13 protein-coding genes and 1 riboswitch are annotated in these 13,447 nt (G+C 70.1%); of the genes, 7 read left to right on the top strand and 6 right to left on the bottom strand.

Annotated features, from left to right (window positions below; translation table 11 throughout):
• The 6 genes from BZY54_RS35405 to BZY54_RS35380 all read left to right on the top strand — a co-directional run.
• Positions 1–173, top strand: a 173-nt coding sequence (locus tag BZY54_RS35405; protein ID WP_143668185.1) for a UTRA domain-containing protein, incomplete at its 5' end; no start/stop codon positions are given.
• A 175-nt stretch (positions 174–348) separates the two neighbouring features.
• Positions 349–621, top strand: coding sequence for a DUF3311 domain-containing protein (locus BZY54_RS35400; protein WP_167414130.1), 273 nt, complete (start codon positions 349–351; stop codon positions 619–621).
• Entirely contained in the window at positions 618–2,246 is a 1,629-nt protein-coding gene (gene mctP, locus BZY54_RS35395; RefSeq protein WP_086729419.1) for a monocarboxylate uptake permease MctP, read from the top strand. The genes BZY54_RS35400 and mctP overlap by 4 nt, the downstream gene beginning before the upstream one ends.
• Positions 2,247–2,319: 73 nt before the next feature.
• Entirely contained in the window at positions 2,320–2,826 is a 507-nt protein-coding gene (locus BZY54_RS35390) for a GNAT family N-acetyltransferase (RefSeq protein WP_086729418.1), read from the top strand.
• A gap of 62 nt (positions 2,827–2,888) precedes the next feature.
• A riboswitch (cobalamin riboswitch) is annotated at positions 2,889–3,049 on the top strand.
• A 121-nt stretch (positions 3,050–3,170) separates the two neighbouring features.
• On the top strand, positions 3,171–5,528 hold the full coding sequence (locus BZY54_RS35385) for a ribonucleoside-diphosphate reductase subunit alpha (protein WP_086729417.1): 2,358 nt from the start codon (positions 3,171–3,173) through the stop codon (positions 5,526–5,528).
• Positions 5,528–6,541, top strand: coding sequence for a ribonucleotide-diphosphate reductase subunit beta (locus BZY54_RS35380; RefSeq protein ID WP_086729416.1), 1,014 nt, complete (start codon positions 5,528–5,530; stop codon positions 6,539–6,541). Before BZY54_RS35385 ends, BZY54_RS35380 begins: the two co-directional genes overlap by 1 nt.
• Here the strand turns inward: BZY54_RS35380 and BZY54_RS35375 are convergent.
• Positions 6,454–6,735 carry a hypothetical protein gene (locus tag BZY54_RS35375; protein ID WP_086729415.1) on the bottom strand — a complete coding sequence of 94 codons (282 nt, stop codon included), beginning with the start codon at positions 6,733–6,735 and terminating at the stop codon, positions 6,454–6,456. The two genes, BZY54_RS35380 and BZY54_RS35375, sit on opposite strands and share 88 nt — an antisense overlap.
• 93 nt (positions 6,736–6,828) lie before the next feature.
• On the opposite strand from BZY54_RS35375, the gene BZY54_RS35370 reads away from it, so the two are divergent.
• Positions 6,829–7,794 carry a GlxA family transcriptional regulator gene (locus BZY54_RS35370; RefSeq protein ID WP_086729414.1) on the top strand — a complete coding sequence of 322 codons (966 nt, stop codon included), beginning with the start codon at positions 6,829–6,831 and terminating at the stop codon, positions 7,792–7,794.
• Between the two features lie 30 nt (positions 7,795–7,824).
• Here the strand turns inward: BZY54_RS35370 and BZY54_RS35365 are convergent, their stop codons facing one another.
• The 5 genes from BZY54_RS35365 to BZY54_RS35345 all read right to left on the bottom strand — a co-directional run.
• On the bottom strand, positions 7,825–9,201 hold the full coding sequence (locus BZY54_RS35365; RefSeq protein WP_086729413.1) for a bifunctional albaflavenone monooxygenase/terpene synthase: 1,377 nt from the start codon (positions 9,199–9,201) through the stop codon (positions 7,825–7,827).
• A complete protein-coding gene (cyc1, locus tag BZY54_RS35360) occupies positions 9,198–10,283 on the bottom strand; it encodes an epi-isozizaene synthase (RefSeq protein WP_086729421.1) in 1,086 nt (361 codons plus the stop codon). Before cyc1 ends, BZY54_RS35365 begins: the two co-directional genes overlap by 4 nt.
• A gap of 308 nt (positions 10,284–10,591) precedes the next feature.
• Positions 10,592–11,242, bottom strand: a complete 651-nt coding sequence (def, locus tag BZY54_RS35355; protein ID WP_086729412.1) for a peptide deformylase — start codon at positions 11,240–11,242, stop codon at positions 10,592–10,594.
• A 146-nt stretch (positions 11,243–11,388) separates the two neighbouring features.
• Complete coding sequence (locus BZY54_RS35350; RefSeq protein ID WP_086729411.1) at positions 11,389–12,369, bottom strand: tetratricopeptide repeat protein; 981 nt, start codon at positions 12,367–12,369, stop codon at positions 11,389–11,391.
• 105 nt (positions 12,370–12,474) lie between these two features.
• On the bottom strand, positions 12,475–13,447 hold a 973-nt coding region (locus BZY54_RS35345; protein WP_107419909.1), incomplete at its 5' end, for an HD-GYP domain-containing protein.

Here is a 13,447-nt window from a genome sequence, read left to right as displayed (position 1 = left end):
CCCTGGCCACCCCGCGCGAGGCGGGCCTGCTCGGCACCGACGTGGGCCTGCCGATGCTGCTGCTCTCCCGGCACTCGCTGGACCGGACGGGCCAGCCGGTGGAGTGGGTGCGCTCCGTCTACCGCGGCCCGGAACGACACAGCGCCGCACGGCTCAAGCGGCCGGCGGACTGAAACCGGGGCAAGTGGGGGTCGGCCGGCTGACCTCGTGATCGGCCCGCGCATCGACCCCTAACCGTTATACGGACAAGGGGTTCCGTTTCCTCGTCACCGTGACCTAGATTGCCTGCGCATTACACGGGTGATCAGCGAACGATCACCGGTGCTCAGTGAGGGGACGGAGCCGCACATGTCAGATGCCCCAGGAGTCGGCAGAGGGGTGGTGACACCCGTCCGGGTGGTCATCGGCCTCTGCCTCGTCGCGCCGTTCGTGGCGATGCTGTGGGTCGGTTCGTACGCCAAGACCGATCCCACGTTCATCGGCATCCCGTTCTTCTACTGGTACCAGATGCTGTGGGTGATCATCTCCACCGCGTTGACGATGATCGCCTACCGGCTCTGGCAGCACGACCAGCGCAGCCGTAGGGCCGGCGCGTCCGCGAAGGGCGGTGCGTCGGAATGAAGGACGGCGTCAACGGCGTCGCACTCGGCGTCTGCATCTTCTTCTTCCTCCTCGTCACCGTCATGGGCTTCCTGGCCGCGCGCTGGCGCCGGGCCGACAACGAGCACAGCCTCGACGAGTGGGGCCTTGGCGGCCGGTCGTTCGGCACCTGGATCACCTGGTTCCTGCTCGGCGGCGACCTCTACACGGCGTACACCTTCGTGGCCGTACCGGCGGCGATCTACGCCACCGGCGCGGCCGGCTTCTTCGCGGTGCCGTACACGATCCTGGTCTACCCGCTGATCTTCACGTTCCTGCCGCGCCTGTGGTCGGTCTCGCACAAGCACGGGTACGTGACCACCTCGGACTTCGTGCGCGGCCGGTTCGGCTCCAAGGGCCTGTCGCTGGCCGTGGCGCTCACCGGCATCCTCGCGACGATGCCGTACATCGCCCTCCAGCTCGTCGGCATCCAGGCCGTGCTGGACGTGATGGGGGTCGGCGGCGGCGACAACACCAACTGGTTCGTGAAGGACCTGCCGTTGCTGATCGCCTTCGGCGTGCTGGCGGCGTACACCTACTCGTCGGGTCTGCGCGCTCCGGCGCTGATCGCGTTCGTCAAGGACGCCCTCATCTACATCGTCATCGCGGTCGCGATCATCTACATCCCGATCAAGCTGGGCGGCTTCGACGACATCTTCGCGAAGGCGACCGCCGCGTTCGGCCAGGTGAATCCGGCCACCGGCAAGCCGCGCGGCGCCGTCGTACCGGCCGAGGCGGGCCAGTGGACGTACGCCACGCTGGCCCTGGGCTCCGCGCTCGCGCTGTTCATGTACCCGCACTCGATCACCGCGACGCTGTCCTCGCGCAGCCGTGAGGTGATCCGCCGCAACACCACGATCCTGCCGCTGTACTCGCTGATGCTGGGCCTGCTCGCACTGCTGGGCTTCATGGCGATCGCGGCGGGTGTGAAGGTGCAGAACGGTCAGCTGGCCATCCCGCAGCTGTTCGAGGACATGTTCCCCGACTGGTTCGCGGGCGTGGCGTTCGCGGCCATCGCCATCGGCGCGCTGGTGCCAGCGGCCATCATGTCGATCGCGGCGGCGAACCTGTTCACCCGCAACATCTACAAGGACTTCATCAAGCCGAACGCGACGGCGCAGGAGGAGACCCGGGTCTCCAAGATCGTGTCGCTGCTGGTGAAGGTGGGCGCGCTCGTCTTCGTCCTGACCATGGACAAGACGGTCGCCATCAACTTCCAGCTGCTCGGTGGCATCTGGATCCTGCAGACCTTCCCGGCCCTGGTCGGCGGCCTGTTCACGCGCTGGTTCCACCGCTGGGCCCTGCTCGTCGGCTGGGCGGTCGGCATGGTCTACGGCACGGTCGCCGCCTACGGGGTCGCCTCGCCGACGCAGAAGCACTTCGGCGGCTCGGCCAAGGAGATCCCGGGCATCGGCGAGATCGGCTACATCGGCATGACGGCGTTCGTGCTGAACGTGGTCGTCGCGGTGGTCCTGACCTTCGTCCTCAACGCCGTCAAGGCTCCCGCGGGCGTCGACGAGACCAGGCCGGAGGACTACACGGCCGACGCGGGCGACCCGGGTGTCTCGACGGAGCTGCCGCCGGCCACGGCGGGCAGCGCGCACTGACCGTACGACTCTCAGCGGGCCGCCGGGAAAATCCGGCGGCCCGCTGTCGTCCCCGTCGGGCACACTCGGGCGCATGGACATCGTGATCCGGCCGGCCGAGCCCGGCGAGTACGAAACCCTCGGTGAGATCACCGCCCAGGCCTATCTGCGGGACGGGCTGCTCGACTTCGGGGAGAGCGACGGGTACCTCGGGGAGCTGAGGGACGTGGCCAAGCGGGCGGCCGCCGCGGAGGTGCTGGTGGCCGTCGCGGAGGGCCAGGTGCTCGGCGGGGTCACCTTCGTGCCGTCCGGCGGCCCCATGGCCGACATCTCCGGACCCGGCGAGGCCGAGATACGCATGCTCGCGGTCGCGCACGCCGCGCGGGGCCGGGGCGCCGGTGAGGCCCTGGTGCGGGCCTGCCTGGACCGGGCGCGGGCCACCGAGGGCTGTGTCCGCCTCGTGCTGTCCACCCAACGCACCATGCACGCCGCCCACCGCATCTACGAGCGCCTGGGCTTCCTCCGCACCCCCGAGCGCGACTGGAACCCGATCCCGCACCTCGACGACATCGCGCTGCTCACCTATGAGTTGACGCTCTGACACGCTCCGCAGTCGCCACGACACAACATATGGTGGTGGCTTCCTCACCCGACACAAGATGTATGCTCATGCTCGCTGTCGCCGCAGGGGAATCCGGTGCGAATCCGGAACTGTCCCGCAACGGTGTAGTCGTACACGTATGCCCGCATGCCGTCATGTCCGGCTGCCCGCATCCCGTCGTACGAGCGTCAGTCCGAGGACCTGCCGACAGTGCGCCCGGCCGTCCGGTCCGGGTGCCTGACGTCCGGGCCTCGCGGAATGGGCCGGTGGACGCGGCGCCGCGTGCGCTCGTGTGCTGCCCCCGCCCTCGGTGAGGCCCCGTGCCGAGCGAGGGAGAGCCTCACGTGACCATCGCGCCAGCCGATCCGGCTTCAGCCGAGGGCCTGGAGACCGAAGGTCCCGGTGCCGCGCTGCTGCGGACCCTGACCGAGCTGACCGCCGACCTCCCCGACGCCGACCCGGGCCGGGTCGCCGCCGCGGCGCTGCGCGGCCGTTCGGCACACGCCGACGAGGCGGAGCTGCGGGAGCTCGCCACCGAGGCCGCCGCCGGGCTCATCTCCGAGGACCCCGCCTACTCGCGGCTGGCCGCCCGGCTGCTGACCCTCGCCATCCGCGCGGAAGCCGCCTCGCAGGGCGTCACGTCCTTCACCGAGTCCGTCGCCGTCGGCCACCGCGAGGGGCTGATCGCCGACCGGACCGCCGCGTTCGTGCGCCTGCACGCCGAGCGCCTGGACGCCCTGGTCGACCCGGCCGCCGACGACCGCTTCGGCTACTTCGGCCTGCGGACCCTGCACAGCCGCTACCTGCTCCGCCACCCGCTCACCCGCAAGGTGATCGAGACGCCCCAGCACTTCATGCTGCGGGTCGCGAGCGGTCTGGCCGAGGACGACACCGCGCGGTCGGTGGGCGAAGTGGCGGCGCTGTACGGGCTCATGAGCCGCCTCGACTACCTCCCCTCCTCCCCCACGCTCTTCAACTCCGGCACCCGGCACCCCCAGATGTCGTCCTGCTACCTGCTCGACTCCCCCAGGGACGAGCTGGACAGCATCTACGAGCGGTACCACCAGGTCGCCCGTCTCTCCAAGCACGCCGGCGGCATCGGCATCGCCTACTCCCGCGTCCGCTCGCGCGGTTCACTGATCCGCGGCACCAACGGGCACTCCAACGGCATCGTGCCGTTCCTGAAGACCCTGGACGCCTCGGTGGCCGCCGTGAACCAGGGCGGCCGGCGCAAGGGCGCGGCGGCGGTCTACCTGGAGACCTGGCACTCGGACATCGAGGAGTTCCTGGAGCTGCGCGACAACACCGGCGAGGACGCCCGCCGCACCCACAACCTCAACCTCGCGCACTGGGTGCCGGACGAGTTCATGCGCCGGGTGAACGCCGACGAGCAGTGGTCGCTGTTCTCGCCGTCGGACGTGCCGGAGCTGGTGGACCTGTGGGGCGCGGAGTTCGACGCCGCGTACCGCAGGGCGGAGGCGGCCGGGCTGGCGAAGAAGACCATGCCCGCCCGGGACCTGTACGGCCGGATGATGCGCACCCTCGCGCAGACCGGCAACGGCTGGATGACCTTCAAGGACGCCGCCAACCGCACCGCCAACCAGACGGCCGAGCCGGGCCACGTCGTCCACTCCTCCAACCTCTGCACGGAGATCCTGGAGGTCACCGACGACGGGGAGACGGCGGTCTGCAACCTGGGTTCGGTCAACCTGGGCGCGTTCGTCGACCCGGCCACCCGCGAACTGGACTGGGAGCGGCTGGACGAGACGGTCCGCACGGCCGTCACCTTCCTGGACCGCGTGGTCGACATCAACTTCTACCCGACCGAGCAGGCGGGCCGGTCGAACGCCCGGTGGCGCCCGGTCGGCCTGGGCGCGATGGGCCTTCAGGACGTCTTCTTCAAGCTGCGCCTGCCCTTCGACTCCCCGGAGGCGAAGCGGCTCTCCACCCGCATCGCCGAGCGCGTCATGCTCGCCGCCTACGAGGCCTCCGCCGACCTCGCCGAGCGCAACGGCCCGCTGCCGGCCTGGGAGAAGACCCGCGCCGCCCGGGGCGTGCTGCACCCCGACCACTACGACGTGCAGCTCAACTGGCCGGAGCGCTGGTCAGCCCTGCGCGCGCGCATCGCCGCCGTCGGCATGCGCAACGCGCTGCTGCTGGCCATCGCCCCGACCGCCACCATCGCGTCCATCGCGGGCGCCTACGAGTGCATCGAGCCGCAGGTCTCCAACCTGTTCAAGCGCGAGACGCTCTCCGGGGAGTTCCTTCAGGTCAACTCCTACCTGGTGGGCGAGTTGAAGGAGCTCGGCGTCTGGGACTCCCGCACCCGCGAGGCGCTGCGCGAGGCCAACGGCTCGGTGCAGGAATTCGCCTGGATCCCCGAGGACGTCCGGCGGCTGTACCGCACGGCGTGGGAGATCCCGCAGCGCGGACTGATCGACATGGCGGCGGCCCGGACCCCGTTCCTGGACCAGGCCCAGTCGCTGAACCTGTTCATGGAGACGCCGACCATCGGCAAGCTCTCCTCGATGTACGCCTACGCCTGGAAGCAGGGCCTGAAGACCACCTACTACCTGCGCTCCCGCCCGGCGACCCGCATCGCCCGCGCGGCACGCGCCACCGTCCCCGTACAGCAGTCCGCCGACCCCGACGCGGTCGCCTGCTCCCTTGAGAACCCCGAGTCCTGCGAGGCCTGCCAGTGATGTCCACCCGATCCCAGAACCTTCTCGACCCGGGCTTCGAGCTCACCCTGCGCCCCATGCGCTACCCCGACTTCTACGAGCGCTACCGGGACGCCATCAAGAACACCTGGCACGTGGAGGAGGTCGACCTCCACTCGGACGTCGCCGACCTCGCCAAACTGAGCCCCGGCGAGCAGCACCTCATCGGCCGCCTGGTCGCGTTCTTCGCCACCGGTGACTCGATCGTCGCCAACAACCTGGTGCTCACCCTCTACAAGCACATCAACTCCCCCGAGGCGCGCCTGTACCTGAGCCGGCAGCTGTTCGAGGAGGCCGTGCACGTCCAGTTCTATCTGACGCTGCTGGACACCTACCTGCCCGACCCGGACGACCGGGCGGCGGCGTTCGCGGCCGTGGAGAACATCCCCTCCATCCGGGAGAAGGCCGGGTTCTGCTTCAAGTGGATGGACTCGGTGGAGAAGATCGACCGGCTGGAGACGAAGGCGGACCGCCGGCGCTTCCTGCTCAACCTGATCTGCTTCGCCGCGTGCATCGAGGGCCTGTTCTTCTACGGCGCCTTCGCGTACGTCTACTGGTTCCGCAGCCGGGGCCTGCTGCACGGCCTGGCCACCGGCACCAACTGGGTGTTCCGCGACGAGACGATGCACATGTCGTTCGCCTTCGACGTGGTGGACACCGTCCGCAAGGAGGAGCCGGACCTCTTCGACGACGAGCTGCGGCAGCAGGTCACCGACATGCTGCGGGAGGCCGTCACGGCCGAGCTGCAGTTCGCGCGCGACCTGTGCGGTGACGGCCTCCCGGGGATGAACACCGACTCGATGCGGCAGTACCTGGAGTGCGTCGCCGACCAGCGCCTGACGAGGCTCGGCTTCGCTCCGGTGTACGGCTCGGAGAACCCCTTCTCCTTCATGGAGCTCCAGGGGGTTCAGGAGCTCACCAACTTCTTCGAGCGGCGTCCTTCGGCGTACCAGGTGGCGGTGGAGGGCACCGTCGACCTGGACGAGGACTTCTGAGCCTCCTCCCCTTCCTTGGGGGCCTTGCGGGACTCCCGGTCCTTCTGGTCCTCCCGGTCCTCCCCGGCCTTGCTCAGCTGACGGTCGACACGTCGGTCGTGCACGATGCCGATCACCGAGGGGAGGACCATCAGGACCAGGAGTCCGAAGGTCACCAGCATTCCGATCAGGGCTTGTGTCTGGTCTGCGCTCATGCACACCACTGTCGCGCCGGATGCTCCTTACCGTGAGTGGCAGGACTGCCGTACACCTTCAAATTCCTGCCAGTTGCGAGGCACACTGGTGGCATGTTGCAGAACGTGGCCGCAGTCCTGCTGGACGGCGTGCATCCCTTCGAACTCGGCGTCGTCTGCGAGGTCTTCGGCATCGACCGCAGCGACGACGGTCTGCCGGTGTACGAGTTCGCGGTGGTATCGGCGGAGGGCCCGGCGCTGGGCACCCATGTGGGCGGCCTCGGCGTCACCACGCCCTACGGGCTCGACCGGCTCGACGAGGCCGACCTGATCGCCGTACCGGCCGGGAGCGACTACGCCCGCCGGGAGTACCCGCCCGAGTTGCTGGGCTCCCTGCGGCGGGCCGTGGACCGGGGCGCGCGGGTGCTGAGCGTGTGCTCCGGGGTCTTCGTGCTGGGCGCCGCCGGTCTGCTGGAGGGGCGGCGCTGCGCGGTGCACTGGCACCACGCGGCTGAGCTGGCCCGGCAGTATCCGCGCGCGACCGTCGAGCCGGACGTGCTCTACGTCGACGAGGATCCGGTGATCACCTCCGCGGGCACGGCCGCCGGCATCGACGCGTGTCTGCACATCGTGCGCAAGGAGCAGGGGCCGGAGGTCGCCAACAAGATCGCCCGGCGGATGGTGGTGCCGCCGCACCGGGACGGCGGGCAGGCGCAGTACATCGAGCGTCCGCTGCCCAAGTCGCCGTGCGACACCGTCGGCGAGGTGCTGGTGTGGATGGAGCAGCACCTCGACCGGGAGGTCACCGTGGAACAGCTGGCCGCCCGTGCGCACATGTCGCCGCGCACCTTCGCCCGCCGCTTCCAGCAGGAGACGGGCACGACTCCGTACCGCTGGATCCTGCGTCAGCGGGTGCTGCTGGCGCAGGACCTGCTGGAGGCGACGGACGAGACGATGGACACGATCGCGGACCGGACCGGCTTCGGGACGGCGGCGGCGCTGCGGCACCAGTTCGTGCGGGCGCTGGGCACCACCCCGAATGCCTACCGGCGCGCGTTCAGGGGCCCCGCGGCCGCCTGAACGCGCGCTTCGTGACGGGCCGGCGGCCGGTCAGCGGGGCAGGGCCCGCAGCAGCAGTCGGCGCGGGCGCAGGGTGATGCCGATGCGGGGCCTGGGGTCGGACCCGGGGGCCTGCTCGAAGCGGTAGGCGGAGGCGATCGCCGCGGTGATCAGCGTGAGTTCGGCCATCGAGAAGTGGTCGCTGGGGCACTTGCGGTTGCCCACGCTGAACGGCTCCATCGCGTACTTCGGTACCTCCTTGGACCGCCCCGGGAGCCAGCGCTCCGGGTCGAACTCCTCGTTCCGCTCGTAGGACCGCCGGTCGCGCTGGATGGCGTACGGGCTGTAGATGACGTCCGCGCCCTTGGGAATCCGGTATCCGCCGAGCTCGGTGTCGGTCACCGTCCGCCGGGTCAGAATCCATACGGCGGGGTGCAGCCGCATTGTCTCGACGACGACATTCGTGGTGTACCTCAGCTTTCGGACGTCCTCGAATGCGACCGGCCGGTCTCCCACGACCGTTTGGACCTCGTCACGGATCTTGTCCCCGAGATCCGGGTGCTCGGCGAGCACGAGGAGCAGCGACATGATCGTGGAACCGATGGTTTCGCTTCCCGGGGTGAGTATCGCGATGACCTGGTCGTGGATCTCCTGTTCCCCAATGGGCTCGCCATTCTCGTCCTTGGCCTCCAGCAAAGCCGTCAGCAAATCGTCCGGTTTTTGACCGCCTGCCCGCCGGTCGGCGACGATCTCGTCGACCAGCAGGTGCAAATCGGCCAACGCCCGGTTGAATTCTCGGTTGCTCGGCACCGGTATGCGGTAAAGCGGTCCGAGGGGTACGACCATGCGCTGGTACATGCCGCTGAACAGCGTGGTCAGCGCGGTGCATATGCGCTCGGCGCGGGCGTCCATGTAGCTGCCTCGCATCAGGCACCGGGCGGCGACGCGGACGGCCGCACGGAAGGACTCCGCCGTGACGTCGAGGACCTCGCCGGAGCGCCAGCGCGCCACGAGCGCATGGGCCTCCTCGGTCATGATCGGCCCGTACTCGGGGATCACGTCGAGCCGGAAGGCGGGCTGGATGGTGCGCCGCTGACGCCGGTGCAGTGGACCGTTGGCGGTGGCCACACCCTGCTTGCCGAGCAGGCTCTCCAGGGACTCCCAGAGCGGGCCGGCGATGATGTAGTCGGGACTGAGGGCCAGGGCCCCGGTGAGGGCGGGCGCGGTGACGGCGTACACCGTCTTCGGGCCGAGCCTGAGGCGGACGATGTCGCCGTGGTCGCGCAGCCCGCTCAGGAAGGCCAGCGGGTCGCGGGCCAGTTTCAGGCCGTGGCCGAGGAGCGGGACCGCGCCCCCGGCCAGGGGCGGCTCACGCAGTTCCGGGCCGGCCTCCGGCTGGGCCTCGGGCCTCACCGACTCGACGGTCATTTCTCACCTGCCGCTTCGTTGTTGACGTACGGGGGCGTCGACCGGTCCTCCCAGCTGTCGACCATGTAACGGCCGGACTCGTGGTGGAACCAGTAGACGGAACTGAACCAGTTGCGCATATTGCCGACACAGGCCCGTACGGCGGCACTCAGTTCCTTTCCCCGCACCGTGCCGTCCGCGAGGCCGTCGGCGAAACGTAGCGCCTCCTGCTCCGCCACAAGAAATTCGGATATACAATCCTCGACACGCCTGCGAATTTCAGCGATTGCCTCTTCGAGGGTCAGCCCGTCATGTTTGACAAGACTTATCCCGAGGTTGTGCACCTCGTCACCCGCGATTTCCTTGGGCAGTGAACACAGGTCGTTGTACCAGGCGGCGAATTCCTGACTGAGCAGCGCCGGACGCCGATAGGCGGGGTGTTTCCGTACGGCGTCCGGGAGTTCGCAGCCCGCGCTCGGCTCCAGCAGGTCGGTCCAGATCCGGTGCGCGAAGGTGAGCCGGCGCAGCGCGAGGTACTCCTCGACCGTGGGCACGATGCCCTCGGTGCGGTTGTGGAACTCCCGGTCGTACGCCTCGATCACCGCGTGGAAGTGCCGGGCGAAGCGGGCGTTCCACGTCGCCGGCAGGAACGAGTACAGCCGCAGCACGCTGTCCGCGAACCCGGCGACCAAGGTGTCCTGGTGATGCAGGTGCTCCTGGGGCGCGTCGAGCGCCGTGTGCAGTGCCCGCCGCAGCCGCCGCCAGGCGACCGGCCGGCCGTGGACGATGTCGCGGTCGTGCCGGTCGTCCCAGACGAAGAACCAGGCGCTGTAGTCCGCTATGGCCTGGAGCACCTCGTCCGGGGCCCCGAGGTAGTAGCCCGCCATCAGGTCGGTGTAGCACAGGCCATCGGCATATTCCTCGATCTTGTCCGCCGGCATGAGCCGTTTTTCCAGCAGCCAGCGGCGGGTCCTCTCCTGGAGTTGAGGCCAATAGGCGTGGAGTTGCCTGGGGAACGCAGCCTCGATCACCGGGAGAGCGAGCGATGGTGGCACTGGGACCGCTGTCGCAGTCGTTGTGGTGCTGTATGGGAAAGCTGGCACGAACAACCCCTCTCAGCCGCCAGTGGCGCCCGCCCCTTCAGCTGTGCCCGGCGCACGCCGTCGCGTATCCCCGCACATCCATTCAGCACCACAACTGACCGGTCTGGGAACGGATTTGCTCCACTCACCACCTCGGGTGCCGAGAATATCCCCTTGTGTGACTGATTATGGATCGGCACCGCGCACAAAGGATCGAATGTGCGATGGACATGCGTACGGCGCCTGACCGGTCCTCCGGTCAGGCGCCGTACGCCGCCCGCCGGGGCCGCGGGCGGCAGGCCACCCGCGGCCCAACGGGCGCAGATCACTCAGTCGTTGGCGACCACGGGATAGCGCGGCTCGTTCTCGGCCATCTGCCGCAGGGCGTCCTTGCGTTCCCGCTTGGAGAGCCGGTCGATGTAGAGGTAGCCGTAGAGGTGGTCGGTCTCGTGCTGCAAACACCGCGCGAAGTAGCCGGTGCCGCGCACCTTGATCGGGTTGCCCTGCTCGTCCTGGCCGGTGACCTCGGCGTAGTCGGGGCGGGCCAGCGGCGCATAGGCGGTGGGGACGGACAGGCAGCCCTCGTTGCTGTCGTCCAGACGGCGCCTGTCCGCGGGCAGCTCGACCAGCTTGGGGTTGCAGACGGCGCCCACGTGCCGGACGCCCTCGTCGTCCATGCAGTCGTAGACGAAGACCTTCAGGTCGACACCGATCTGGTTGGCGGCCAGGCCCACGCCCTCGGCGGTGCGCTGGCTGGCGAACATGTCCGCGACCAGCTGCTGGAGCTCGTCGCCGAACTCGGTGACGTCCTTGCACTCCTTGTGCAGCACGGGGTTGCCGACGACCGTGATCGGCCGCGAGGTGCCGCGCTCGCGCCACGCCGTCTCGCGCTCCTCGCAGTCCTCCGTGTCGACGACGTAACCCTCGTCGTCGACGGGGAGCACGCCCGCGTGCTGCTGATCGGTGTCCTGCTGCGCCATGACCGACGTACGCCTTCCTGACAAAAACCGGGAGTGGATGCTGATACAGGGTACGGGGGCCGGGCCCCGTAAGGGCGCGGGACCGTGCCTGACATGCGGCTCCGCCACGGGGCGGGCCACGGACAGCCCTCGGACACCCGGCGGCCCTAGCAGACCTCTTCGAGGTCCCGCCAGTCCCTGGAGTCCGGGCTGTCCGCGACCCAGCCGTCCAGCAGTCCCCTCACCAGGGCAGCGGGCGCGGCCACCCCGCACTCGCGCTCGGGCACCCACAGCTGCCCGTCGGTGCGGTGGCCGAGCGGCCCCGGATGGCCCGGCTCGCTGTGGTCGTGCGGGTCCAGGTGCACGCCGTCGCCCTCGTCGGACGGCATCCGGGACTCCGAGCACGTCCGGCACAGCAGCCGCACGGACGACGACCAGTCCTCGGCGGCGAAACCGGCGTCCGCGGCAAGCTGCTCCAGGGCGTCCCGGTCGGCCTCGGTGGCGGCCTCCAGGAGGACCACCCAGGTGGGCACGGGCGAGGGCGCCCACAGCTCGATCTCGTCGAAGACGGGGTAGCTGTGCCCGGCAGCAGTGGTCCGCTCGCCGTGCGGCACACCGTCGTGCAGCACGACCTCGCCCCAGCGCCGCCCGGAGGAGGGCAGCGGGATGGACAGCACCTCGATCCGGGCCGGGTCCAGGCGCCGCCCCCAGACCACCTCGGCCTCACCCTCCGGCGACAGCCTCACGGCCGCGCTGCCCAGCTCCATGCCCGCCGGCTCCCCGGCGGCGGCCACGCCCCCCGGGACCTTCAGTCCGTACGCCTGCCAGGCGCGCCGGGCCAGTGGCCAGTCCTGCAGGGCGGTGGCGGCGATGCCGACGTTCCACCAGTCGGGCGCGCCGGTCTCCTTCTCCAGCAGGGCCACGGCCCGCAGGCCCGCCGTTCTGGCCTGCTCCCAGTCGTGCCGGAACTTGTGCAGCAGGGCCAGGTTGAACCAGGACTCCGAGAGCCAGGGCTCCAGGTCGGCGGCGCGCGTCAGCAGCGCACCCGCGTCCTCGTACCGGCCGTCGCCGATCAGGGTGAACGCGCGGTCGGTGGCCTGCCGCCAGGAGGCGGAGGGCCGGTGCCGTCCCTTGCCGAAGATCCTCACGATTCCCGCCTGCCAGTTCCGTTGTGTGGGCTGGCTTCTGCCCCCGGTTTCCCTTTCCTTCGCATCCAACCACGTACGGCTTGAAGGGCGCTCATTACCCATGGGTTACCCCGTGGCGGGCAGCATCAGACAGTCCCGCGACAGCACCCGGGCCAGCGATTCGACCACCTCGGGCGCGTAGTCGCCGGCGGTGGCCAGCCGCAGCTCCTCCAGTGCCCTGAGCGGCCCACCGGGTCCGGCGTCGCGCGCCTTCTCGTCGTAGGCGTTCACGGCCCGCACGATCCGCGCCGGCAGCGGCTGCTCCCGGCAGGGGTCGGCCTGCCGCTCCACCACCACCGCGACCTCCCGGTCGACCCCGGTCTGCCGGACCACGGCCCCGCCGAGCAGCGCGATGCGTCGCTGCTCCTCGGCGGGCAGCCCGGCCGTCGCCCCCGCGGGCACCGGGTCGACCAGGCTGAGCTGGCCGATGTCGTGCATGAGCGCCGCGTGCTCCAGCACGGTCAGCTCCGGCTCCATCAGGCCCAGGTCCCGTCCCACGGCCCGGCTGAGCGCTGCGACGCGGCGGGCGTGCCCGGCCGGGGTGTAGCCGGCCACCTCGGTGGCCCGGGCCAGCGAGGCGATGGTCTGCCGGTAGGTGGCCCGCACGGCCGCGTACCGGCGGAAGGACAGCTGGGTGAGCAGCAGCGGCAGCGAGAAGAGGGGCAGTGCCCACAGCCCGACGACGGCGACCGCCAGGGCCATCACCGCACCCGTCGCGCACACCGCCGACCCGATCCCGAGCAGGCCCCGCAGCTCCTCCCGCAGCAGCGGACCGAACGGCCACCCGGTGCGGCAGTGGGCCGGCACGGCGGCGAGCACAGCCCCGCACAGGGCGGTGAGCACCAGGAGCGCGAGCAGCAGCAGGGCGTACGCAGGACCCACCCACCCCCGGAAGACTCCTTCGCCGTACAGGGGCTGGAAGCAGACGGCGGCGAAGAAGACGGTGAGGATCCGCCGTGCCAGGTGGTCGAGGGTCGAACCCCGCCCGCGCGCGATGTGCGGCACGCTGCCGAGGAGACAGGCGGTGAGCACCACGGCG

The organism is Streptomyces carpinensis (genome assembly GCF_002154505.1).
GTDB lineage: Bacteria > Actinomycetota > Actinomycetes > Streptomycetales > Streptomycetaceae > Streptomyces > Streptomyces carpinensis.
The sequence above is the reverse complement of the archived record's forward strand: the minus strand, read 5'-3'. Positions and strand labels throughout refer to the sequence as shown.

Bases quoted from the DNA above. Each gene is read 5' to 3' on its own strand.
- BZY54_RS35400 (WP_167414130.1), top strand. From the start codon at position 349: ATGTCAGATGCCCCAGGAGTCGGCAGAGGGGTGGTGACACCCGTCCGG.
- mctP (WP_086729419.1), top strand. From the start codon at position 618: ATGAAGGACGGCGTCAACGGCGTCGCACTCGGCGTCTGCATCTTCTTC.
- BZY54_RS35390 (WP_086729418.1), top strand. From the start codon at position 2,320: ATGGACATCGTGATCCGGCCGGCCGAGCCCGGCGAGTACGAAACCCTC.
- BZY54_RS35380 (WP_086729416.1), top strand. From the start codon at position 5,528: ATGTCCACCCGATCCCAGAACCTTCTCGACCCGGGCTTCGAGCTCACC.
- BZY54_RS35375 (WP_086729415.1), bottom strand. From the start codon at position 6,735: ATGAGCGCAGACCAGACACAAGCCCTGATCGGAATGCTGGTGACCTTC.
- BZY54_RS35370 (WP_086729414.1), top strand. From the start codon at position 6,829: ATGTTGCAGAACGTGGCCGCAGTCCTGCTGGACGGCGTGCATCCCTTC.
- BZY54_RS35365 (WP_086729413.1), bottom strand. From the start codon at position 9,201: ATGACCGTCGAGTCGGTGAGGCCCGAGGCCCAGCCGGAGGCCGGCCCG.
- def (WP_086729412.1), bottom strand. From the start codon at position 11,242: ATGGCGCAGCAGGACACCGATCAGCAGCACGCGGGCGTGCTCCCCGTC.